Annotated in this window: 15 protein-coding genes; 6 read left to right on the top strand and 9 right to left on the bottom strand. The window is 56.2% G+C overall.

Features of this window, described 5'->3' with window-relative positions:
* Positions 1-12: 12 nt before the first annotated feature.
* The gene (locus ENI00_RS03755; RefSeq protein WP_304099012.1) at positions 13-1671 is read right to left on the bottom strand and encodes a diguanylate cyclase; all 1659 of its coding nucleotides are present in this window, start codon (positions 1669-1671) and stop codon (positions 13-15) included.
* Positions 1672-1773: 102 nt separating this feature from the next.
* Here ENI00_RS03755 and ENI00_RS03750 point away from each other — a divergent pair, with 102 nt between their 5' ends.
* Together ENI00_RS03750 and ENI00_RS03745 are read left to right on the top strand one after the other, a co-directional pair.
* Positions 1774-3576 carry a sensor histidine kinase gene (locus ENI00_RS03750; protein WP_304099009.1) on the top strand — a complete coding sequence of 601 codons (1803 nt, stop codon included), beginning with the start codon at positions 1774-1776 and terminating at the stop codon, positions 3574-3576.
* Positions 3573-5588 carry an ATP-binding protein gene (locus ENI00_RS03745; RefSeq protein ID WP_304099006.1) on the top strand — a complete coding sequence of 672 codons (2016 nt, stop codon included), beginning with the start codon at positions 3573-3575 and terminating at the stop codon, positions 5586-5588. Before ENI00_RS03750 ends, ENI00_RS03745 begins: the two co-directional genes overlap by 4 nt.
* A 39-nt stretch (positions 5589-5627) precedes the next feature.
* Here ENI00_RS03745 and acnA read toward each other — a convergent pair whose 3' ends face one another.
* Positions 5628-8396: an aconitate hydratase AcnA gene (gene acnA, locus ENI00_RS03740; RefSeq protein WP_304099002.1), complete on the bottom strand. Its 2769-nt coding sequence runs from the start codon at positions 8394-8396 to the stop codon at positions 5628-5630.
* Between the two features lie 132 nt (positions 8397-8528).
* Entirely contained in the window at positions 8529-10049 is a 1521-nt protein-coding gene (locus tag ENI00_RS03735) for a methyl-accepting chemotaxis protein (RefSeq protein ID WP_304098999.1), read from the bottom strand.
* Positions 10050-10448: 399 nt separating this feature from the next.
* On the opposite strand from ENI00_RS03735, the gene ENI00_RS03730 reads away from it, so the two are divergent.
* The gene (locus ENI00_RS03730; protein WP_304098996.1) at positions 10449-11912 is read left to right on the top strand and encodes a B-box zinc finger protein; all 1464 of its coding nucleotides are present in this window, start codon (positions 10449-10451) and stop codon (positions 11910-11912) included.
* A 109-nt stretch (positions 11913-12021) separates the two neighbouring features.
* Here the strand turns inward: ENI00_RS03730 and ENI00_RS03725 are convergent, their stop codons facing one another.
* A complete protein-coding gene (locus ENI00_RS03725) occupies positions 12022-13470 on the bottom strand; it encodes a rhomboid family intramembrane serine protease (protein ID WP_304098992.1) in 1449 nt (482 codons plus the stop codon).
* A gap of 193 nt (positions 13471-13663) precedes the next feature.
* On the opposite strand from ENI00_RS03725, the gene ENI00_RS03720 reads away from it, so the two are divergent.
* Complete coding sequence (locus ENI00_RS03720) at positions 13664-14104, top strand: OmpA family protein (protein ID WP_304098990.1); 441 nt, start codon at positions 13664-13666, stop codon at positions 14102-14104.
* A 71-nt stretch (positions 14105-14175) separates the two neighbouring features.
* On the opposite strand, the gene ENI00_RS03715 is transcribed toward ENI00_RS03720, so the two are convergent.
* The 4 genes from ENI00_RS03715 to ENI00_RS03700 all read right to left on the bottom strand — a co-directional run bounded on the left by ENI00_RS03715 (position 14176) and on the right by ENI00_RS03700 (position 18393).
* Positions 14176-14577 (bottom strand): MAPEG family protein, encoded by a 402-nt coding sequence (locus tag ENI00_RS03715; protein WP_304098988.1) that lies wholly within the window; start codon positions 14575-14577, stop codon positions 14176-14178.
* 131 nt (positions 14578-14708) lie between these two features.
* Positions 14709-15407 carry a lysophospholipid acyltransferase family protein gene (locus ENI00_RS03710; RefSeq protein WP_304098986.1) on the bottom strand — a complete coding sequence of 233 codons (699 nt, stop codon included), beginning with the start codon at positions 15405-15407 and terminating at the stop codon, positions 14709-14711.
* Positions 15408-15454: 47 nt separating this feature from the next.
* A complete protein-coding gene (locus ENI00_RS03705; protein ID WP_304098984.1) occupies positions 15455-16057 on the bottom strand; it encodes a class GN sortase in 603 nt (200 codons plus the stop codon).
* A complete protein-coding gene (locus tag ENI00_RS03700; RefSeq protein ID WP_304098981.1) occupies positions 16054-18393 on the bottom strand; it encodes a marine proteobacterial sortase target protein in 2340 nt (779 codons plus the stop codon). The genes ENI00_RS03705 and ENI00_RS03700 overlap by 4 nt, the downstream gene beginning before the upstream one ends.
* Positions 18394-18583: 190 nt before the next feature.
* On the opposite strand from ENI00_RS03700, the gene pdsR reads away from it, so the two are divergent.
* Together pdsR and ENI00_RS03690 are read left to right on the top strand one after the other, a co-directional pair.
* Positions 18584-19285 (top strand): proteobacterial dedicated sortase system response regulator, encoded by a 702-nt coding sequence (gene pdsR, locus ENI00_RS03695; protein ID WP_304098978.1) that lies wholly within the window; start codon positions 18584-18586, stop codon positions 19283-19285.
* Positions 19286-19288: 3 nt separating this feature from the next.
* Positions 19289-21337, top strand: a complete 2049-nt coding sequence (locus tag ENI00_RS03690) for an ATP-binding protein (protein ID WP_304098973.1) — start codon at positions 19289-19291, stop codon at positions 21335-21337.
* Positions 21338-21359: 22 nt separating this feature from the next.
* Here ENI00_RS03690 and ENI00_RS03685 read toward each other — a convergent pair whose 3' ends face one another.
* The gene (locus ENI00_RS03685; protein ID WP_304098970.1) at positions 21360-22142 is read right to left on the bottom strand and encodes an ATP-binding protein; all 783 of its coding nucleotides are present in this window, start codon (positions 22140-22142) and stop codon (positions 21360-21362) included.
* Positions 22143-22397: the final 255 nt, after the last annotated feature.

Raw genomic sequence — 22397 nt, 5'->3', positions numbered from 1 at the left:
CGCGGCGCAGCATCACCGCACATCCCGCAAAGCCACAGTAACGCCATTACGCCCCGCACGTTTGCGCTGATAAAGTGCCTTATCCGCAGCGTCAATAGCCTGCTCGCCCGATTCGTAAGCGTTCAATGTGGCAACACCGGCGCTGAAACTCACTGAAAACTCCTCTTTGCAGCCACTGAATACAAGCTGGGCAAAGTCCTGGCTCAGTGTTTCGAACACCTCAACTGCTTTTTCCAACGAGCACTCGGGCAGCACAACCACAAATTCCTCACCGCCATAACGGCCTATGATATCCGTGTTGCGTAACCGGTGGCGAAGCAGATTTGCCAACGCCTTGATGACCATATCGCCCGTTCCGTGGCCGTGGGAGTCGTTGACCTGTTTAAAATGATCCAGATCGAGCATGGCAACAACGGAATCGTGCCCGGTGCGGCTACAGCGCGCGTACTCACGGTTGAGTTCGATTTTCGCGAGTGCATGCTTCAAAAGACCGGTGAGGCTGTCGAGCGAGACCAGCTTGCCGAGCTGCCTGGCGCGATAGCATCGTATCCGGGCGGTGCGCAACAGAAACTCATCGGATACCGGCTTGGTCACAAAATCATCGCCGCCACGGGCCAGAACATCCAGTTGCAGGTTGCGGTCTTCTTCTGAGGAAAAGAAAATAATAGGCAGGCTGAGCCACTCGGCCTGAAACCGCAGCATTCGGGCCATAGCCGGGCCATCATAACGCCCCATCTGCACGTCCATGAGCAGAATGTCCGGTCGGAACTCAGACAACTCCGACAGCAAGCGTGACGGGTCGGCCAGAGTGCGAACCTCCAGACCACCGCTGGTGAGAACCACTCGGTAGTGTTCCAGCAGCTCGCTGTCGTCGTCCACAATCATCACGCGGCCGGTCAGTGTGGCCAACCCCTCGGCCAGCAGATGCTCTATTCGGTCGGCAAGGGCGGGAATATCCTGAGGCTCATCCAGGCAGGCATCAACGCCCAGACACGCCAACCGATAACGCGTGGCAAAATCATGGGCGTCACTGAAACAGATCACCGGAAGGCTATGCAGCTTGTGCAGCCAATCCGCTCCCTCGCCCTGCAAAAGCGTATCCCTGACCATAACAAGATCAACATCGTCCATGTTGTCTGGCCACTGTTCGCCATTGCTCAGGTTGCGCAACTGATAGCCGTATAACGCCAAGCCCTGGGATATCAGCTCCGCGAGTTCCTGGTCAGACTCAAGGATCAACAGCACTGACTGATTTTCGGCCTCGGCAGGCCTCGGCCGATGCCACTCGGTTGAGACGGGTTCGGCCGTTATTAAAAGATTGCCAAGGCCGGTAACCTGCTCGTCACAACCGGCATCCAGGAGCTGCGCCAACTGGAGCCGGAGATGTTCTTTGTCGGCGCCTGAAGCGATCTGGTCTGCCAGTGGCCTGATAGCGATTTCAAGTTTTCGGGCTTGCTCGCCAAGCTGTGTATAGCCCAGGGTGCCCGCCGAGCCCGCCAGCCTGTGCAATAGCTGATAGGCTGCGGTCAACTCTTCGATGGCTTCCGGATGCCGGGATGCGTTAAAGATACTGGCGACCAACCCTTCTATTTCACGTACCGTTTTGTCCCGAAAACGGTTACGAAGAGTCTCCAGTTTTTTCCGTACCTCCGACGAAGGACTTTGAGGCATAAGGGCTCTTGTTGATTATCGCGCGCAAACGCTGTGAATTCTGGCTCAATTACGGTTCAATCAAAGCAAGTTTTTCGCAAAATAGCCAGATAGGAGCCGGTTTTGACTCATTTATCTCTGGGAACACGCCTTGCCGTCATCATAATACTTGGCAGTCTGGCAACCGTGGGCTCTGTTATCTATGCCGCTTACGGAGCACTGCTGGAGGACTTTGAAAACAATTTGTCGGCGCAACAGACGAACGAAACCGCCCGGGTTTCCAGCCTCGTCAGCCAGAACCTGGAGTTCAGGGTTAACGTGTTGGTCCAGTTTGCTTCTCTGCTGCACGAAGACAACCAGTTGCTGCCTTTGACACAGCTACAAAGGCTCCTGAAACGGCAGCAAAAACTGACCGAGTTGTTCCGTCACAGTTTGATCATATTCTCACCCGACGCTACCAGTCTTGCAGAGAGCACGTTTGTGCCAGGCAGAGTAGGCACCTATTTTGGCGACCTGCCCCATTGGAAAGAAGCCATACGAACGCTCCGCCCAGTGATCAGTCGCCCGGTGATCGGCCGTTCAACGGGTGTGCCTCTAATGATTTTTATTGTGCCAATCATGGGTGATAACGGACAGCTACTGGGCTTTGTGGGCGGCAGCATCCGCATGGATCAAACGCTGCTGATACCGGATTACGTAAGGAGAGACGCCAGTAAAGACGCTGTCTTCCTGGTGGTAGATACAGACAACTTCCTGTTCGTGGAGGGCTCCGGTGCGGGGAAAATTATCGAGGAGCTGCCCGATCCGGGAGAAAACCTGCTGATTGATGCCGCACTGTCCGGCATTCGTTTCGGGGAAGTTAAAGCCGAATCCGGTGAGACGCTGATCTATGCAACCAGTCATCTTCAACGCCTTGGGTGGTTGTTTATTCGCGCGGTTCCCAAGTCCCTTGCAACGGCCCCCGCCGATCAGGCTTTCATCCGGTTTTTCCAGATCAGTATCGGATTAACACTGGGCATATTGTTGCTGACGTACGTGGCGCTTCGCTCAACAACCGCGTCCCTTACCCAGATGACTGGGCGTATACGTTCAATGATCCAGAAACCCGAATCCTCACGCCGCCTTGAGGAGCAAGGAGCGCCAGAGGTATATGACCTGGCACAGGCGTTTAACCAGTTAATGGATGAACGGGACGCCAACAACCGGCTCAAGGACAACTTTGTTTCCAATGTCAGCCATGAATTGCGAACACCGCTGACGTCGATGAATGGCGCCTTGAGACTGCTTCAATCCGGTACAACGGGCGAGCTTCCAGCGCGAGCCAAAGACATGGCAACACTGGCTTTGCGCAACGGTGAGCGACTGCAACTGCTCATTAACGATATGCTCGATTTCAACAAGCTCGCCAGCGGCCAGATGCGCCTGAGCTTCCAGCTCGAAAACCTGCCAAAACTGCTGGCAGAAACCGCCAACAGTAACGAAGCTACGGCACGGGAATCCGGCATTACACTGGTTTTGAGTGACACACCTGAAATACAGTTGAACACCGATGGTCATCGGCTGCGACAGATTCTGGATAACTTCATTAGCAACGCCATCAAATTCTCACCGCAAAACGGTCTGGTCACCATCCACACCGAAAAAACCGATCGTAACCGGCTGCGCATTACCGTGAGCGATCAGGGCGCGGGTGTACCGGAATCCTTCAAGAGCCAGATATTCGGTCGTTTTGCCCAGGCAGAAGTGGGCACCACCCGTGCAACCAGCGGCACCGGGTTAGGCTTGGCTATCAGCCAACAGCTGGCTCGCCTGCTGAACGGCGATGTCGGTTTTTACAACCGTGATGGCGCACATTTCTGGGTGGAGCTGCCCTTGAATCGCCTCTCGCCAATTCATCCCACGCCACCGGAGGGCCAGGCCTTGTGAAAGCACCCGATCTGCCAAACAATGAAAGCGCACGACAAACCGCACTGGATCAATTGCGAATTCTTGATACCCCTTTGGAGGAGCGCTTTGACCGGCTTACGCGGATGGCCGCACGCCTGTTAGATGCGCCCATTGCCTTGATCTCGTTGATCGACCGTGACCGACAGTGGTTCAAATCGAGTGTCGGGCTGGACGTCAGCGAAACCCCGAGAAGCATCTCGTTCTGCGGTCACGCCATTTTCGACCGGCAACCGCTGGTGATTGAGGATACGCGAGAAGATGAACGCTTCTTCGATAACCCCCTGGTAACGGGCTACCCGAACATCCGGTTCTATGCCGGCACGCCTCTTCACAGCGCGGACGGCCACGCTCTGGGCACCCTGTGCATCATCGACCGCAAACCGCGCACGCTCAGCGATGAGGAGCGCCAATGCCTGAGAGACCTCGCCGACTGTGCCGAAGAACAGATCAGCGCCCGCGAACTGGCTATCCACTACCGTGAGCAGGAACTGGCACAACAGAATGAATCTCTGATTATGCTCAGGCAACTTGCCGACATGTTGCCCGGCGGGCTGTATCAGTTTCGCCGCTATCCTGATGGCCGTATGAGTTTTCCGTTTACAAGTAAGGGCGTTGAGCGCTCGTTTGGTGTCACGGAGGAGCAGGCCCGGGAAGACGCAGCGGCGATATTCGCGATGATCGACCCCGAAGACCTGCCGGCGGTGCTGACCACTATCGAAGAATCTGCAAGGTTGCTGACAACCTGGTCGGTGCAGTTTCGGGTACGTGCTGAGAACGGCACCTCGCGCTGGTTTGAAGGCCACTCTACACCGCAGACACTTTCCGATGGCAGTATCATCTGGCACGGTTATCTGGAAGATATTGACGGCAAGAAACAGGCATTGCTGAGGCTGCAAGAGAGCGAACAACAGCTTCGCCGGTTGTTCGAACTCGCGCCTGGCGGCATCATTCTGGCGGACTACCACACGGCGACCATCATCGATGTGAATGCCGCCATGCTCAAATCGACCGGTTACCGCAAGGACGAATTCCTGAAGCTGGACTACCGCAAACTGCTTGCACCGAGCCATCCATCGCAGCGAACCGAGGCGCTGAACGAGTTGGGGGCGACAGGCTATTTTGGCCCTGTCGAGCGGGAAATGGTCGACTGCAACGGCGGCAGCTACCCCGCCATTGTTCACAGTATGCTGATACGCAGCTCATCCGAGCGCAAACTGCTCTGGGTGCTGGTAGAGGATATCTCTGAACGCAAAAAGGTAGAGCGCATGAAAAGCCAGTTCGTGTCTACCGTCAGCCACGAGCTGCGTACACCACTCACCTCGATTATCGGCGCCATAGGCCTCTTGGCCAGCGGCACTGCCGGGGAGTTTACCCCAAAAGCACGGGACATGATGGCCATCGCCGAGCGCAATGCCCGGCAGTTGGCCACGCTGATCAACGATCTGCTGGACATCGAGAAACTGGTAGCGGGGAAACTGGACATCAATCTGAAGCGACAGCCTTTACAGCCTCTTCTTGAGCAGGCGGTTACGGTTAATCAGTCCTATGGCGTGCAGCGTGAAATCACCATTGATCTTGCGCCCGACCTCCCCGAAGCCGAGGTGCTGGTGGACGGTCAGCGACTGTTGCAGGCGCTGAACAACCTGATCTCCAACGCGATAAAATTCTCACCAGACAGGGGGCGTGTTCATCTGTCAGCCTGGCATGACGTGTCTGACGGGAAGCCAACCGTCACGATTGCTGTTCGGGACAACGGCCAGGGTGTTCCCGAAGCTTTCCGGGATCAGATTTTTCAGCGTTTTGCCCAGGCAGACAGTTCCGACACCCGCAGCCAGGGTGGGACCGGTCTTGGGCTTGCCATTACGCGCGAACTGGTTTCCGTGATGGCGGGCTGCATCGGTTTTGAGTCGTTGCCGGGCCAGGGCGCCACCTTCTGGATACGCCTGCCGCTGGCAAACAGCGATAGCCATAAAAAAACGGCAGCTTGTTAAAAAGCTGCCGTTTTTGATCTGAACCGGACTACAGTGGGCTCAGACAGACTTCAGCATTTCACGTACCACATAGTGCAGGATGCCGCCGTGGATGAAATACACGGCCTCGTTGGCGGTATCAATCCGCGACTTCAGATCGCAGCTTGCGGTTGCGCCATCCTTATACGTCACCGTCATGGTCAGGGTCTGACCCGGCTTTATCTCACCAGACAATCCGTTGATGGTGATGGTTTCTTCTCCGGTCAGCTTCAGGCTCTTGCGATCCGTGCCTTCGGGAAACTGTAACGGCATAACGCCCATACCAATCAGATTGGAACGGTGAATCCGCTCATAAGACTCCGCCACAACCGCGCGGACGCCCAACAACCGCGTACCCTTGGCGGCCCAGTCGCGACTGGAGCCAGTGCCGTATTCCTTACCGGCAATCACAACAAGGGGTGTGCCCTGCTCCTGATACTTCATGGCGGCGTCGTAAATGGGCATCTGTTCGCCGGTGGGCACAAATTTCGTGAAACCACCTTCAACGTTCTCCAGCATTTCATTACGGATACGTACGTTGGCGAAGGTGCCGCGCATCATCACTTCGTGGTTACCACGGCGGGAGCCGTACGAGTTGAAATCTTTCGGATCTACCCCGTGTTCCTGCAGGTATTTGCCCGCCGGAGAATCGGCCTTGAACGAACCGGCCGGAGAGATGTGATCGGTGGTGACCGAATCACCCAACAGCGCAAGAATTCGCGCGTCCTGTACGTCTTCAATCGGCTCAGGCTCTTCACTCATGCCGTCAAAGAATGGAGGATGCTGAATGTACGTAGACTTTTCCGACCACTCATACACCTTGCTCTCAGGTACCTTAATGGCCTTCCAGGTGTCGTCACCGTCAAACACTTCGGCGTATTCTTTGCGGTACATGTCGGTTTTCACTTTCTCTACCGCTTCGGCCACTTCCTGCTGGCTTGGCCACAGGTCCTTCAGGAATACGGGGTTGCCTTCGTTGTCCTCGCCCAGTGGTTCCTTGTCCATATCCAGGCGCACATTACCCGCCAGGGCATAAGCCACAACCAGGGGGGGCGATGCCAGCCAGTTGGTTTTCACCAGGGGATGCACTCGGCCCTCAAAGTTGCGGTTGCCGGAAAGCACGGAGGCCACAGTGATGTCACCATCAACAACGGCTTTTTCAACGGCGTCTGGCAGCGGGCCGGAGTTACCGATACAGGTAGTACAACCGTAACCAACCAGATTAAACCCGAGTTCGTTCAGATCGTCCTGAAAACCGCCTACACGCAGGTAGTCGGTTACCACTTTGGAGCCGGGAGCCAGGGACGTCTTCACCCAGGGTTTGGTTTTCAGGCCTTTGGCGACGGCTTTCTGGGCGATCAGGCCAGCGGCCATCATAACGCTGGGGTTGGATGTATTGGTGCACGACGTAATAGCGGCAATAACCACTGCACCCGGGTCCAACCGGGTTTTCGTTCCGTTCAGCTCCAGATGCTGGCTCGACGGGTGGTGGTAGCTGTCATCCACGCCCACCGCCGTTTGGCCACCCTCCGATTCGAGGTTGCTTTCACGGCCATCGCTCGCCTCCGGCGCACCTTCGGCGGTTGCCATCAGCAACTCAAACGTCGATTTCATATTCTTCAATGCAACGCGGTCTTGCGGGCGTTTCGGGCCGGCCATACTGGCTTCCACATCATCCATGTCAAGCTCAAGGGTGGCCGTGTAGGTAGGCTCATGACCGGGTTCACGCCACAAGCCCTGGGCTTTGGCATAGGCCTCAACCAATTCGATCTGCTCGTCTTCACGGCCGGTCAAACGCAGGTAGTTGAGCGTTTGCTCGTCCACAGGGAAAAACCCGCAGGTTGCCCCATACTCAGGAGACATGTTGGCAATGGTGGCACGATCTGCCACAGGCATGTCTTTAAGCCCATCACCGTAGAATTCCACAAACTTCCCGACCACGCCTTTTGAGCGCAGCATTTCGGTAACAGTAAGCACTAGGTCCGTAGCCGTTATGCCTTCACGCAGTTTGCCAGACACCTTGAAGCCCACTACTTCCGGGATCAGCATGGAAACCGGCTGCCCAAGCATGGCGGCTTCTGCCTCGATACCGCCAACACCCCAGCCAAGAATGCCGAGGCCGTTGATCATGGTGGTGTGGGAGTCGGTTCCCACCAGCGTGTCCGGATAGGCTATGATTTTATCGCCCTGCTTTTTATGCCACACGGTTTTACCAAGGTACTCCAGGTTCACCTGATGGCAGATACCGGTTCCCGGCGGAACCACGCTAAAGTTATCAAAGGCCTGCTGGCCCCAGCGCAAAAACTCATAGCGCTCCTGATTGCGTTCCATCTCGATGGCGACGTTTTGCCCGAACGCAGAGGGAGTGCCGAATTTGTCGACCATCACCGAGTGATCGATCACCAGGTCCACCGGAGACAGCGGATTTATCAGCGCAGGATCCTTACCAGCCCGTTTGACCGCTTCACGCATGGCAGCCAGATCGACCACACCGGGCACGCCGGTAAAATCCTGCATCAATACACGGGCGGGGCGGAACTGAATCTCGGTGTCTGAGCGCTGGTCTTTGAGCCAGTGAACCATGGCATTGATGTGACTTTGATCTACCGTTACGCCATCTTCATTACGTAACAGGTTTTCCAGAAGCACTTTCAATGAAAAAGGAAGACGGCTGAGATCGCCGAGCGATTCAGCCGCTTTGGGCAAACTGTAATAATGGTATGTGCGATTGCCTGCCTGCAAACTGCTCAGAGTATTCAGGCTGTCCTGATTTTTAGTAACGTTCGACATGTAATGCCTCCTGCGACGAGTGGCTATCCTATTACTATCGCATTGTTTCGGCAGACTTCAACTCTCCGCCGGCAATGTTCGTTATTCAGCCGGTGAATGGAACGCCTGAATGCCTTCGCCGAAAAGCCGTTATCACGCTTTGTAATCGGCGATCAACGCATCAACTTCTGCAATCATGCGCTCAACATCTGCAACCATGGCCTGCGACTTCGCGGCTTCCCGGAGCACACTCTGGCTCTGCTCTGCCACCTGCTGGACACTGCCATTTATCTGCCCGGACGCAACCGCCTGCTGTTCGGTGGCCGAGGCAATTTGCAGATTCATGCCGTTTACCTCAGCAATCGCCGCTTCAATATCCGCAATGGCCGTGCCGGTCTGACTCATGGCACCCAGGGTTTCCCTGGATCGGGTCTGCCCCATTTCGATCGCCGCCAGAGTGGCTTCCGAAACGTTTGCCAAGCCATCCATCGTGGCGCGGATTTCCGTAGTGAAATCCTGGGTTCGCCGCGACAGGTTACGAACTTCATCCGCCACTACGGCAAAACCACGGCCGTGCTCACCGGCGCGGGCAGCCTCGATTGCCGCATTCAGTGCAAGCAGGTTAGTCTGGTCTGAAATATCATTGATTGAGGTAATGAACGTTCCGATAGACTGCACCTTATCTACCAGCTCGGTGACCATACGTGAGGCGTCGATCAGTGCCGTGTTGGTGGCTTCGGTCATGACAATCGCGCTCTTGATATGGCGCGCGCCCTCGGTAGACGCACTCGCCGAGCGCGTTGCCGCTTCGGCTGCAGACTGCGCGTTTTGCGCCACATCCTGGATCGTTGCGGTCATCTGGTTAGTGGCAGCGGCAGCCTGGTCGGTCTGAACCTGCTGAGCATCCATAATGCGGCCAGTAGAGGCGCCGGCTGCGGTAAGCGCTGAAACGCTGTTATGCAGCTGACCGGACAGCGCCCGCACAGACACAATCAATTCGGCGAATCGCGCCATCATGGTATTGAATGCGCTCGCGGCCAGATCGTGTGTCGGGTTATCCAGACGACCGCGAAGATCCTGTTCGTCGTCAAACGCGTTGACCAGCGCAATCATTTTCCAGGAACGCGCCTGTTCGGCGGCCATTCTGACGGCAAAAAACGACACGACACTGGCCTCAAACACCACAAACGCCGCGTGCAACCCAGTTATCGACCAGCTGCCGCCGTAATTGAACACGATAATGGGCATGTCGCCGATTGTAACGTTCGAGAGCTGCAGCGCTGTCAACACAACATGGTGCACCGCTATCAACGCCGCTGCGGCGAACACCGGCAACCAATCACGATAAGCAATGGTCAACGCCAGCGCAGCGAAAATATGAAAGTGCATTTCAATACGCCCAAGCTGGGCCTGAATCATGGTGGCAGAGAACAGCATCAGGCACAGACAAAACAGCACGCCGCAGGCCCGAGTGCCTCGCAGCAAGCTGTAACCGACAACGACCAGCCCACCAATTACAAGCGATGCCACCATGGCAAAGCTATAGGTTCCGTAGTTCCAGGGCACCAACAGGCCTACTATCGGCACATGCGCCAGTAACAGCCAGAAGATCGTGCGATCCACTCTGAGCAATTCTTGCTGACGCAATCCCTGAATGTTATTGATTGAACTCACATTGACACCTCATATTTAAACCAGACCTGTGCTGGCGACTCATGTTGTTTAGAAAACCTGGCCTGGACGCTTAACCCCCAACCTTTGCCAAAAGCCGTGCCAGGTCAGCGCTTACCCGTGGCAAATCCAGATCGGGTGACGCAGCTCCGATACCCGAAAAACACCACGCTCAAGCCGGCTCTGGGCAAAGGGCAAAGCGGCGGCGAGGATAAAGGCGATCAGTACTAACGTAATCGGAATGAGTTTCAAATGAGCCGTCTTGCCATGAAAAAGTAGGTTGCCCCGTTTTTGGAAAAGTATCGCCAACCCAGTGTTATGCGGCCACCTTGACGTATTCTTTAGTCACTATATTTGCGATCATGAAGGCCTATTTTTATCCAGGCAGGCTCTTCTTCAACCATGAAACACGATTGCCATTACCACCCGGGCGACCCTGCCAAATGGCACTGCGGTGAATGTCAGATTCACTACTGCACCCGCTGCATGCCAGACGCCGACACTCGAAAGCGCAAGGCGCTATGCCCTGCATGCAGCAAAGCCATGCGGTATCTGGGTGCTGCGACTGAGGTAGTACCATTCTGGAACCGGATTGGATCTTTTTTTCGTTATCCTTTTCACACTGATCCGTTAATCGTTATCGCCATCTGTACACTGGTACCGATTTTTGCCCCGGCCAACCTGATTGGCATCCTGATTTGGCTGGTACTGGCACTGGCGCTGTTCAAATACACTTACGCAGTGATCAACCACACGGCCGAGGGCCATCTGAAGCCGCCGTCGGTGTCTGTTGCGTTTACCGGCAGTGGATTCAACATCGTTATTCTCCAACTGCTGGTGTTCATTGTGATGGGCGGGCTGGTTGGCACTGCTGCCATGCTGGGCGGCCCGGGGCTGATGATGCTGGCGCTGGCGTTTGTGCTACTGGCGCTGCCCGCCAGCATCATGGTGCTGGCCATGGAGCGCTCTGTGGGCGCAGCGGTTAACCCCATGAACCTGGCGGTGCTGATTTCCCGCATAGGCACGCCCTACTTCCTGTTGTACGGCTACCTCATTCTGCTGACGATGGCCTCCGGTGTGGCGCAGGACTTTGCGCTGACCCACTTTCCGTTCTGGTTATCCCAACCCTTATCCGGCTTTTTGAACAGCACCTTTACGCTGATTCTGTTCAATATGCTTGGCTATCTGCTATTTCAGTATCAGGAGGAATTAGGATTTTCTGCCGATACCCAAGACGATGCCTCCAATGCGGATAGGCACCAGCGGGATCGAGGCAACCGCTTTGATGCAGACATTGATATGAATTTGAAAGACGGCAACTACGATCGCGTCCAGAGCATGCTCAAGGAGACGTTAAAACAAAACCGGGATGATCCGGTGCGTATCGGCCAACTTTATAAGCTTTTAATTGCCCAAAACGACGCGACTGAACTTTACCAATACCACCCACGAATTCTGGGCTGGCTGGCGGATCGAAACGACGGAGAAGGCATAGCGTCCGTTCTCGGTATTCTGGAATTTGCGGAGTCGGGTTTCAAACTGGATGACCCGGAGTTAGCCGTTCGCTGCGCTCGTTTTCTTTATCAAAAGGGGCACTTCAAGCAGGCGCTGCGACTGTTGCAGGATTTCCACAAACGTTTCCCGGAAAGCGACGAGCTAGCCCCGGCCTACCTGCTGGTTGCACAAACGTTGGCCAACGGGTTGAGCCAGTGGGAAAAGGCGAGGGCCTTTTTGACGTTTATCCAGAAGCGCTGCACCAATCACCCATTGCACCCGCAGATTCCGGTGTTTCTGGACCAGATTGAGAAGCGAGAACTCTTGAAAGGTCCCAAGGCGTCATTCGCAACGCCGGACCAGGGAAACTGAGGGACGGGTGTTCCAAAACCGTGCGGAGCCATGGATGGCGGAGCCGAGCGTACAGGGAGGTATTCACAGCGTGTTTTGGAACACCCGTCCCTCAGTTTCCCGACCACCATCAACTCGCCTGAAGCAACTGCCGGTAATGGCGTGCTTTGGGCGCCATTTGCAGCTTTTCGAATTCTTCGGCGAGTAGCCGACAGGCTTCTGCCGTCAACACCGGATCATCGGCACCTCGCAGCCGCTCAAAGGCCTTTTCTGCAGCCTTGAGATCGTGTTGCCGAAGGCTGGTGAACAACACTCGGTTGTGATCCTGCGCGGCAAGCGGGTGATGGCTTTCCCCTTTGCTCAGGTATTCCTGCCAGGTCGCAATCATTTGCTCGGGCTGCCGGCGACTCAAGGTGTCGTTCATCAGTTCGCGGGTGCGAGACAGGTATTCAGGCCTGTCCGGGCGCAGTTTGGCCAGGTTGTACAGGTGCTCCAGCAAAATAGGCCTGTCCGGGTACTGTTCACGCATGGCCTCGAACTGGCGTCTGGCCAGATCAAAATCCATGCGCCCCAGACTTGCCATGGCCTGGGCATAGCCGGTTGTGAAGCGTTCGTCCTGTTCGTTCTCTTGCGGCTCAAAAAACGCCTCGCTTACCTGAAGCCAACTTTTACCCAGCAGCCATACTAATCCTGCACCTGCCACCAAACCGCCGGCGTGCGCCAGGTAGGCAACTCCGGTCGCGCCGGCAAACCAGTAATCGTATATTTCCTTGCCCAGCCACACCGGAAGTATGGCCAACGCGGGCGCCCGAAAGTAGTTGAAATACACACCGAGAAAGTAGAAAAAACGAATTTTTTTCAACCCGTAAATGGCGACGTACATGCCCATCAGCCCGGAAATCGAGCCGGACGCGCCCACCAGCGGGATATAACTGCCGAGCGAGAAAACGGTGAAGACGGCGCCGGATAATGCGCCGCACAAAAGATAAGCCAGAAGATACCGGCCCGGGCCGAGTGCTTTTTCAACCGTAAAGCCCAGCAGGAACAAGAAAATCAGGTTACCAATAATATGGCCCCAGCCGCCGTGCAGGAACTGGTAGGTAACCAGGGTTCCCAAAGACAGCTGTGCCGGAATCAGCCCGAGTTGTTGAGCGCTCAAACGCTCCATGTAGGTTTCTTCAATGCGGCTGCGCTGTTCCAGCCAGAGCACGCGGTCTGCCGGGGCCCAGATAATATCGCGATTGCGCAGCAGGTACTGGTAAAACTCGCGATCCATCAAAAGGCTCGCCGCAAGCCAGGCGCGCTCGCCCCCGGCTTTCAGTTCCTGAAATCGCTGCAGTTCCAGCGCTTGGTCATCTTCGCCTTCAAAACGAATCTTCCGCTGCAGGTAGTCCTCGTAAGCGGGCTCTTCCAGCAATGGCAAATCGGAACTCACGTAGGCGTCGACTGCCTGCTGGAGCTTGCGACTGTCTCCGGCCTGATAAAAAAGGAAAACCAGAACGCACGAAAGCATCAAGCCGAGGGTAACCCAGGGCGGGCGTTTCCAGTTAACAGCGTTCTCAGCAGGAATAATCAACATTGATGGTCACAATTCATCATAATCTGTCCCTGAAAAGCAGGTTTTTATCATACCAGTGTCTTATTTTCGCGCTTAAATGATTTTGAGCGCGGAGGTTATGTCGACCATCCGCCAATTGCCGTTATTGCTGCCTCGACCAATAGTAAGCAGGAATAACAATAAAAACCGAAGATTTGAAGCAAGGATACTGCAGATGACCGTACTCGTATTAGACAACCCGGAGCTAATTGCCAAAGCGGCAGTGGCATCTGGCTTTGATGCGGCCGCCCTTGCGACCCAAGGCAACCGCCCACACCGGATGAGGTTTCATTACGGCTTCAACAAGCACTCACTGGACCAGCCAGACAGATCCACCGTTTGCCAACATGCGGCCTATCTGCGCCAGCATCCGAGCGTGAGTGTTCAAATTCACGGCCACTCCGATAATTTTGGTGCCGAGGACTACAATCGCTTTCTTTCACGACTGCGCACGAGCGCGGTGGCCCGGCTTCTGGTTAAAGAAGGCATCGACGAGTCGCGCATTCTCGTTGCAAGCTGGGGCTCGGCTCGTCCTCTGGCGACGCCCGATGATCGGGCCGCCAACCGCCGGGTAGAGCTCGAATATCTGACTCTCGATATGGCAAAAGCGCTCTAGCACGAGACATCAGCCCGGTGCCGGAACGGGCGACCCCGGCGGCGCTGAGTCACTCCATCAGGCTCACTCTTTCAAACATACACCTGCCAGACATTCCAAAGCAGAAGAATCGCGGCCGCCAAAATGGCCAGCCAGGTCATGACAATGCCAATCGCCCGTGCCTTGTGCGACTCACCATGGCCATTAACCATGCCCCAGGCATGAAGAATACGACCGGTCACCAGCGTCATGCCTGTCCAGTAAACAAAGCCGCTGGACACGCCATTCAGCTCCGCAAGGCCCAACATTATGAGCGCCAGCGGCGCGTACTCGATAAGGTTGGCGTGGGCGCGAACGGCGACTTCAAAATCGCGATCATCGGTAACACCCAGGTTCTTGTTGTGCTTCAGGCGAAACTTCACAACATGAACTGAAAGCACCAACAACAAAATACCGAGAACAGCTGCAAACACGCCAGTAATAGGAACAATCATATTTAGCTCTTACCTTTCATCGCAGAACATTGTTGGGGAGTTCTTTAAAAAACCTCAAGTGTGGCGAAGACTGCCCTGTTTTTACGGGTGCTTCAACCTCTTCCGATGTGGCTTTAAACGGGTCCTGTGCGTCAAAGGGAGGCTACAGCGTCTGCCATCTGTTGGTGGCAGCTCGCAATCAGGGCTGGAACATCGTCGACGGTCAGTCCCACGGTTTCAACCGGGGGCAAAATGCGAATGGCCACGGGCTCGCGCCTGCCCGACCAGCCCAGCGTTCTGTTGTGGTACTCACCGTTGCACACCATAACAATCGGCGCCCCGGCCATTACCGCTGCGTAAAATCCACCTTTTTTGAAGTTCTGCAAACCGCGACCACGGCTGCGGGTGCCTTCCGGGAATACCCACAGGCTTTTGTTATCCTGAATAATCGCGTTGCTCGTGGCCTGCATGGCCGCAATCGCTTTGCGTGAATGCGCGCGATCAAGCATCACATTGCCGCCAAGCCAGAATACCTGACCAAAAAACGGCAGCCAGATCAGCGCTGATTTTCCAACCGTAACCGTGCGCGGTGGCATGAGATCACCCATCACAAACAGATCATCGTTAAACTGATGGTTCGCGATGACCACAACCGGCCGGTCTACGGGCATGTTGTGGGCGCCGTCAAGAGGGCGCTTCATGCCCAGTATTGCCCTGCCAACACGCGCCATGGTCCAGCCCAGCAGTCGGTTGTTGTCGGGGTTGAACGGCCGCACAATATACGCTGGCAAAGCAAACATGCAGATCACCGGAACACTCAACCAGGCCAACAGACTTCGTAAAACACCCATAGAGACAACTCGGTAACAGGATTTTGGCGCACAAGTGTACGCCAAGTTTACAGGCCTGCAACAGTGTCGGCTTTCCCTGTGACGTTCGGGCGGGGAACATCATCAGCTCGTGCTTCTACGACATACCGGAGCGGTCCACCAGCCTCGAGGCTGTCAAATGGATAGCAGGTAACCAGAAGCAGAGTGTGCGCCGGTAGCGCGCGGGTATTGATGAATTCGGAACGGCTATCCACAATTCTGGTTTCGAACACCCGATAACTTTGCCAGCGCCCGTCACGGCTTTGCAGCCGCAGCTCGTTACCCGGCTCCAGGTATTTCAGGGGCCGGAAATGGGTGTCTCTGTGGCCGGCAATAATCACCGCGCCCTCCTGACCTTCTATCCCCATCATCTGACCAGGCCCAAAGGCCAGACTTTCGCCATGAACACCCGCCAGCACGATCATCGAATCGTTCAACGCTGGCATGGACAGCTTTGCGACCGGCCAGGTATCGGCCCAAGGCCACGGCCGGGATTCGATTTGCCGAGCCTGGCTCTCAGCCCAGGCAATCTCCAGCAGCTCCTGGGCCACCACGGCTTTCAGCGGAATCCACAGCCCGAAAACCAGCAAAGCAGCAGAACTTGTCATGAGCAGCAACATGAAGCGGCTCATGGGTACGCCCGCCTTTGCAACAGCCCGATAGCAACAGAAAACATCAACCCGAGCAGCCCAAGAGCAATAAACAGAGGCGCTGCTGTGGCGGTTTGCGGATAGCGTGTCATACTGGGCTGGCTTCCCGCCGGACGCAAGGTTGGCAGGTTGTCTTTTATAAAAGCGCTTTCGGGGTTTCGGAGAGAGGCGCGGACAGAGTCGCTGGCCGGCGTTGCGTCTACGGCCACAAAGCTGGTGTAAGGCGACATCAGACTGTGCTCGATCGCCAACTTGGTCACCGCTGTTTTGTCTGGCTCACGTGCGTTCACCCGTGCCTCATCGAGAAGGCTGTCGATTTTTTCGCGCGCCCAGTAACGATGAAGGCCCGAGCCAACCGCAGCCTGCTGCAAATCCAGTCGTCGCTGCCATTTAACGCCACCCGGCAACCGGCCTGACACTGTTAACTCACCGGCGGACGGCACGCCTCGCATGGCTTGTAGCAGGGGCTGGCCCTGAAACAGATCGCCTGGGCGCAGGGGAAAACTGTTTTTCCGTGCCGATGCGGACTGACCCGGCCAGCTCACCTCGATATCCGTCAGTACCGGCGACTCCATGGCCGTAAACAACCTCGTCAACGGTCCGCTGATATCCGCAGAACTCTGCACCGCCTTATAAGTGCCACGACCCCAGCGCGCGGCCTCACGCATAAAATGTCTGTTGGGCGCCGAACCGATAGCGACCGTGAATAACCTCTGGTCGCCCAACTGACGGCGAATCTGACTGAACAGCGCTGACTCATTGCCAACCGCGCCATCGGTCATAAACACCACCTGTTGCACCCTTGGTGATGTCTCTGATGTCTCTGATGTCTCTAATGACCGGGCTTCGTGTGGTTCGCCAGCACTCTCACCAGCACTCTCGCCGGCACTCTCGAGCGCCATGGTTAACGCCGAGGCCATTTCCGTGCCGCCATCCGCCGTCAACTGGCTTACGTACTGTCGAGCGCGCGCGAGGTTGTTGGCTGTTGCTAATTCGGGCTGTGTGAACAGCGCATGGGGCTGGGAGTTAAACTGAATTACATTGAACCGGTCACCGGGAGCCAACGTCCCCAAGCCCTGCTGTAAGGCTTCCTTAGCCTGGCGTATGGATTCGCCAGCCATGGACCCGGACGTATCAATCACAAGCGTTAGCTCCCGGGGCAAGCGGACGTTACCGGCTTGCCCGGGGACTAACATCGCCAGAAGATAGTCCTCTCCTTTCCAGCGTTCATGGAAAACAGCGGCGCTTGGCTCCTGACCCGCAAGGGGCTGCCAACGCAGTACGAAGTCACGGTTCATTAAAATGTTCCCGGTCTGAGGCTGAACCGTCACCACCTGGCCATCTGTCTGTGATTTTACCTCGTGGCTTGGGCTGAATACCCGCGCCAAAGGAAGACCGGCATCAATCGTAAACCGAACCGACGCCCGATGACTGTCAGCAGCCACATCCGCCACATCAACCGTGAACGGGCTGATGGCATCGGCGTCCGGCACCTCCGTGGTCGGCACTGCCCAGCCACCCTGCCACTGCTGTGCCGTTGCAGCCAAGGGCTCGCCCGGCATGTACCTTGGCGTCAGCGTTGTCGGCACACTCAGCTCAAAAATTCCATCCTGATAACGCACCGGTTGTTGGTAATCAAGTTCCACGCTGACCGTGCCACCCGGCGGAATATTCGCCACACGGGTCGTGAACAGATTGGGCCGCTGTTGCTCAACGGTTGCGGCGTAACGCCCGGAATCCCGGGCTTTCTCGTAGGTTTTCTTCGCCTCCTCCCGGGGCTGAACCTCCCCCACAATCGTGCGCTCCCCCACCTTCATGACCAGCCCGTATACGCTGGCTTTCTCCGGGAGCGGAAACACGAACACACCTTCACGCCACTGATCACTGGTGTTCCGAAAAGTGCGTACCAATTTACTGTCCGCAATCAGCCCGCTGACCTGAACATCAAAATCACTCCCTAACACTAACGCCGGTTCCTGCCATTGGCCGTTATCATCCACAAAATGCAGAACACCCGCCGTGTCATCACCGCCGGTACTAGCTTCGGCATAAAGAGGCTGAACAAACAGCAGCAGCAATATGGCCATCCACAAACTGACCCCCTCCATAAAGCGCCGAACACGTATCGAGCGCCCTGCGCTAAACCCTCCCGGGCGGCTGAGGCCTCTCACGAAACCGTGCGGAGCCATGGATGGCGGAGCCGAGCGTACACGGACGTATTCACAGCGTGTTTCGGGAGAGGCCTCAGCCGCTCGGGACGGCGGACTCTGAAGAAACGATACAGAGCTATGCTTCGACGAAATGGCAGAAAACATCATGACAAGATCCTTTGGCTGCATGACAAACAAGACACCGTCATTTCAGCAATTCGAAAAGGAGCTCCCGTGGCAGAATCGGACATTCCGCACACAAAAAATGATGAATTATGGCAACACCGCAAGCTAACCTTGCTCTCACCGCTCGCCGTGTTTAAATAGGGCCTCAGCATCGACGGATCACGCCAACGCCATGAAGAAACACCTTGTCCTGATTGAGGACGAACCCGCCATTCGCGACAACTACCGCGCCGCGTTTGAACGCCGGGGGTATCGCGTATCCACCTTCGGTGACCGGTCGTCTGCATGGCAGGTGCTGCGCCAGAGCCTGCCCGACCTTGCCATTATTGACGTTGGCCTGGGGAATGAACCGGAAGGCGGGTTTACCCTGTGCCAGGACCTGCGCTCACTCTCCGGAACGCTGCCCATCATTTTTCTGACGGCCCGCGACAGCGACATTGATTCCGTTCACGGCCTGCGCCTGGGCGCTGACGATTACGTCACCAAGGACATGAGCATGGAGCACCTGCTGGCGAGGGTGACTGCTCTGCTGCGCCGGGCCGATGCCTGGGCAGAGGCGCTTCAGAAGCCGGAAGAAGTGGTCATCCGCGGTCGGCTCAGCCTCAACGTCGATCGCATGACGGTTGCGTGGAACCAGGCGGCTATCGATGTCACCGTGACAGAATTCTGGATGCTGCACGCACTGGTACAGCATCCAGGCCACGTGCGCAGCCGCGAACAACTGATGGAAGCTGCCAACACGTTTCTGGATGACAACACAGTGACCTCCCACATCAAACGCATCCGGAGCAAATTCCTGCAGATAGACGGCACCTTTGACAGCATCCAGACAGCCTATGGAATGGGCTATCGCTGGAATGCCCGTGAGTTCTGAGTCGTGACGCTCAAGCGCCAACTGTTTGTAGCCAGTCTGTTAATGTTGCTGATTCCCTGGGCTGGCTTGCAGTTTGTGCTTGAGCTGGACCAGGCGCTGCGCCAGCAGGCCCTTCAGCAGTTGCAGGATCAGGCGGAACGACTGGCCAACATCGCCGGAGACTTCAGCCTTGGCCAGCCTTTGATAGCACCGCAAACCCCTGCGATTTATGTGGAAAACCTGAACGCGCCTCTTAACTTGGACGGCTACAGCGACGACTGGCCCGGTTACGATCAGGGCGAACAGAATCAGCTCTGGCAACCGTCGGGACAGCCCGACCCGTCATCTGAACGCGCGGGGCAACCCACTCTTCACTGGCAGGCAGCGACCGACCAACGCCATCTGTACCTGCTGATACGCATCAACAATCGTCAACCTGTGTTCTTCAATCCGGGCGATCCCGACCAACCCTATGACCGGCTCAATATCTGGCTCGCGCCCCCGGACGGAACGGTTGAACCCGACCTTCGTCCTGATTCATGGTTAATCCGCACACCCGCACCCGGCCAGGTTTATGCCACCACGGGCCCCGAACATACACCGGACTACAGGGTGAACGGGGCCTGGCAACCTGCAGGCAACGGTTGGCAGCTCGAGCTGGAGCTGCCCAACCCGCCTCAAGGAAGCCGTCTGGGGTTTGCCGCTCAGTGGCAGGTCAATGCGGATTCAACGCAGACATCAACGTCCACGGATCCATTACCGATTCTGATCACGCGGAACGCATTGCTGGAACGGCACCTTTCGCCGGGAATGGACGGAGGGCAGCTAGTGCGCCTGGTGGAGCCAGCGGGCTGGGTCATTGCACAGCAGGCGACACCATCCCGCCAGGTACGGCCGGAATTTGAAGCTCTCAGCCCTTTGCAGGTTATTGAACACACCAGTCTCAACGGGCTTCGGGCTCTGGTGCGGCTTTACCAACCCAAGCCCACGGCTATAGCGGCCGATGCCAGCAAGCTAGACATGAACACCCTTCCCCGAGAAGGTCTGGTCCGTCACGGTGACGACAGTGTTTGGCTGATGACCACCGAGCCCGTATTCGGCGGCCGGACTCTGGTGCTGGAGCAATCCCTGGATCAACTGCTGACGCTGTCTGGCTCTACTCTGGGCTCAGTCATTGCTCGCAGCACCGTCATCATCATTGCCCTGACCCTGGTATTGTTGGGTTACGCAAGCTGGTTATCCTGGCGTATTGCCCGTTTACAACGTGCGGTCAGCGCCAGCATTGATAAGGATGGACGTATTATCGGCACTCTGCCGGATTCCGGAGCCCGGGATGAACTGGGGCAGTTGCAAAACCATTTCGCCCAAATGGCCGACAGACTGCACGGCTATAACCGGTATCTGGAGAGCTTTTCGCGGCGTTTGTCCCACGAACTCAAAACCCCGGTCGCCGTGGTACGTTCATCTTTGGAAAATCTGTCTCACAGCAACACCGAAGAAGAACGCTCGCAATACATCGGGCGCGCAGCCGCAGCCACCGAACGACTGCGCCAGATTCTGCACAGCATGAGCGAGGCAACCCGGCTGGAGCAGAGCTTTGATCATGCTGAAAAAGAAGTGTTCGATCTTGCCGATGTTATCCACCAGGCAACGGCGGCCTACCAGTCTCTGGACCCACATCATCAGTTTCATTATACCGGCCCGGAATCCGGCATCCGCCTGACCGGCTCTCCCGAGCTGATGGTGCAACTGCTTGATAAACTGGTGGACAATGCCCGGGATTTTACTCCGCACAACGAACGGATTCTTATCGGTCTTGAACAGGCAGAGCCGTCTGTTTCCCTGTCCGTTTTCAACGCCGGATCAACACTGCCTGACCATCCCGACACCAGTATTTTCAGCCCTTTCGTGTCGGTACGAGATGAGCGGGAAGAAGGCCATCTTGGTCAGGGCCTGATGATAGTTCAGTTGATCGTTGATTTTCACGGCGGTCGCGTAGAGGCACTGAATGAGACACGTGACGGTGTAGACGGCGTCTGTTTCCGGGCTATTATCCCGCCCACCCATTATTGATCAAGCACCAGGAGAACCCGCTCTAGCGGGCGAATTCATCCCCCGCAAACTGCCGATAAAACTGCTGCGCGGTGCGGCCATTGCGAACCCCTTTGGAGGTGGCAAACCGGATCGCTTCTCGGTGCAGATTTTCCCGGTCAGTCGCGTTTGGAAACAAGGCATCTACTGCCTGCAGATAAACATCCTGAGGAAATGCATAAAAGGAAAGCTGAAGACCAAAACGGTCGGCCAGCGACACCTGCTCTTCAATCGCCTCAGCCGGGTGTATCTCACCATCTTGCGCCTTGCTTTTGAGATTCTCTGACATGTATTCCGGCATCAGATGGCGACGATTGGACGTTGCATAGACACGAACGTTCTCAGGCGGCAGTTCCAGCGAGCCCTCAAGCACGCTTTTCAGAGCTTTGTAACCGGATTCGCCCGCATCAAAGGACATGTCATCGCAGAAAATAATGAAGCGAAATGGTAAGTCGCAGATGTCATCGACAATCTCCGGCAAGTTCACCAGGTCGTTCTTGTCCACCTCGATGATTCTCAGGCCCTTTTCCTTGTAGCGATTCAGCAACGCCTTGATCAGGGAAGACTTGCCTGTTCCCCTGGCGCCCCAGAGCAGCGCGTTATTTGAAGGTTCTGCGGCAAGAAAGCGCTCCGTGTTGCGCGCAAGCGCCTGTTGCTGGCGTTCAATGCCGGTCAAAGAGCCCCACTGAACCGGGTCGAGTCTTCGCACTGCGCGCAAACCTGCGCGATGGCGACGCCACACCGCGGCGGGCGTCGATGACCAGTCAAAAGGTTCATTTCCAGACATAAGCTCGTTTCCTGTTCAGCGGTTTACAGACGTTCGCTCCGGCGCATCTCCAGTCGGCACGATGCCAGTATATCTGCATCGACTGCAGGAGATCTATTGGACAGGAAACAGGATCGAGTAGGAGGCGGGATTACTCCCGCCGTCCTCTCACACCACCGTACGTACGGTTCCGTATACGGCGGTTCATGGTCGGCACTGAAGCCGTAATACTGTATCAAGCAACGACACGAGTCCCCATTGGTCAAAGACCTTCTT

Source organism: Marinobacter antarcticus (assembly GCF_011049865.1).
Taxonomy (GTDB): domain Bacteria; phylum Pseudomonadota; class Gammaproteobacteria; order Pseudomonadales; family Oleiphilaceae; genus Marinobacter; species Marinobacter antarcticus_A.
This window is presented reverse-complemented; position numbering and strand designations above follow the sequence as displayed.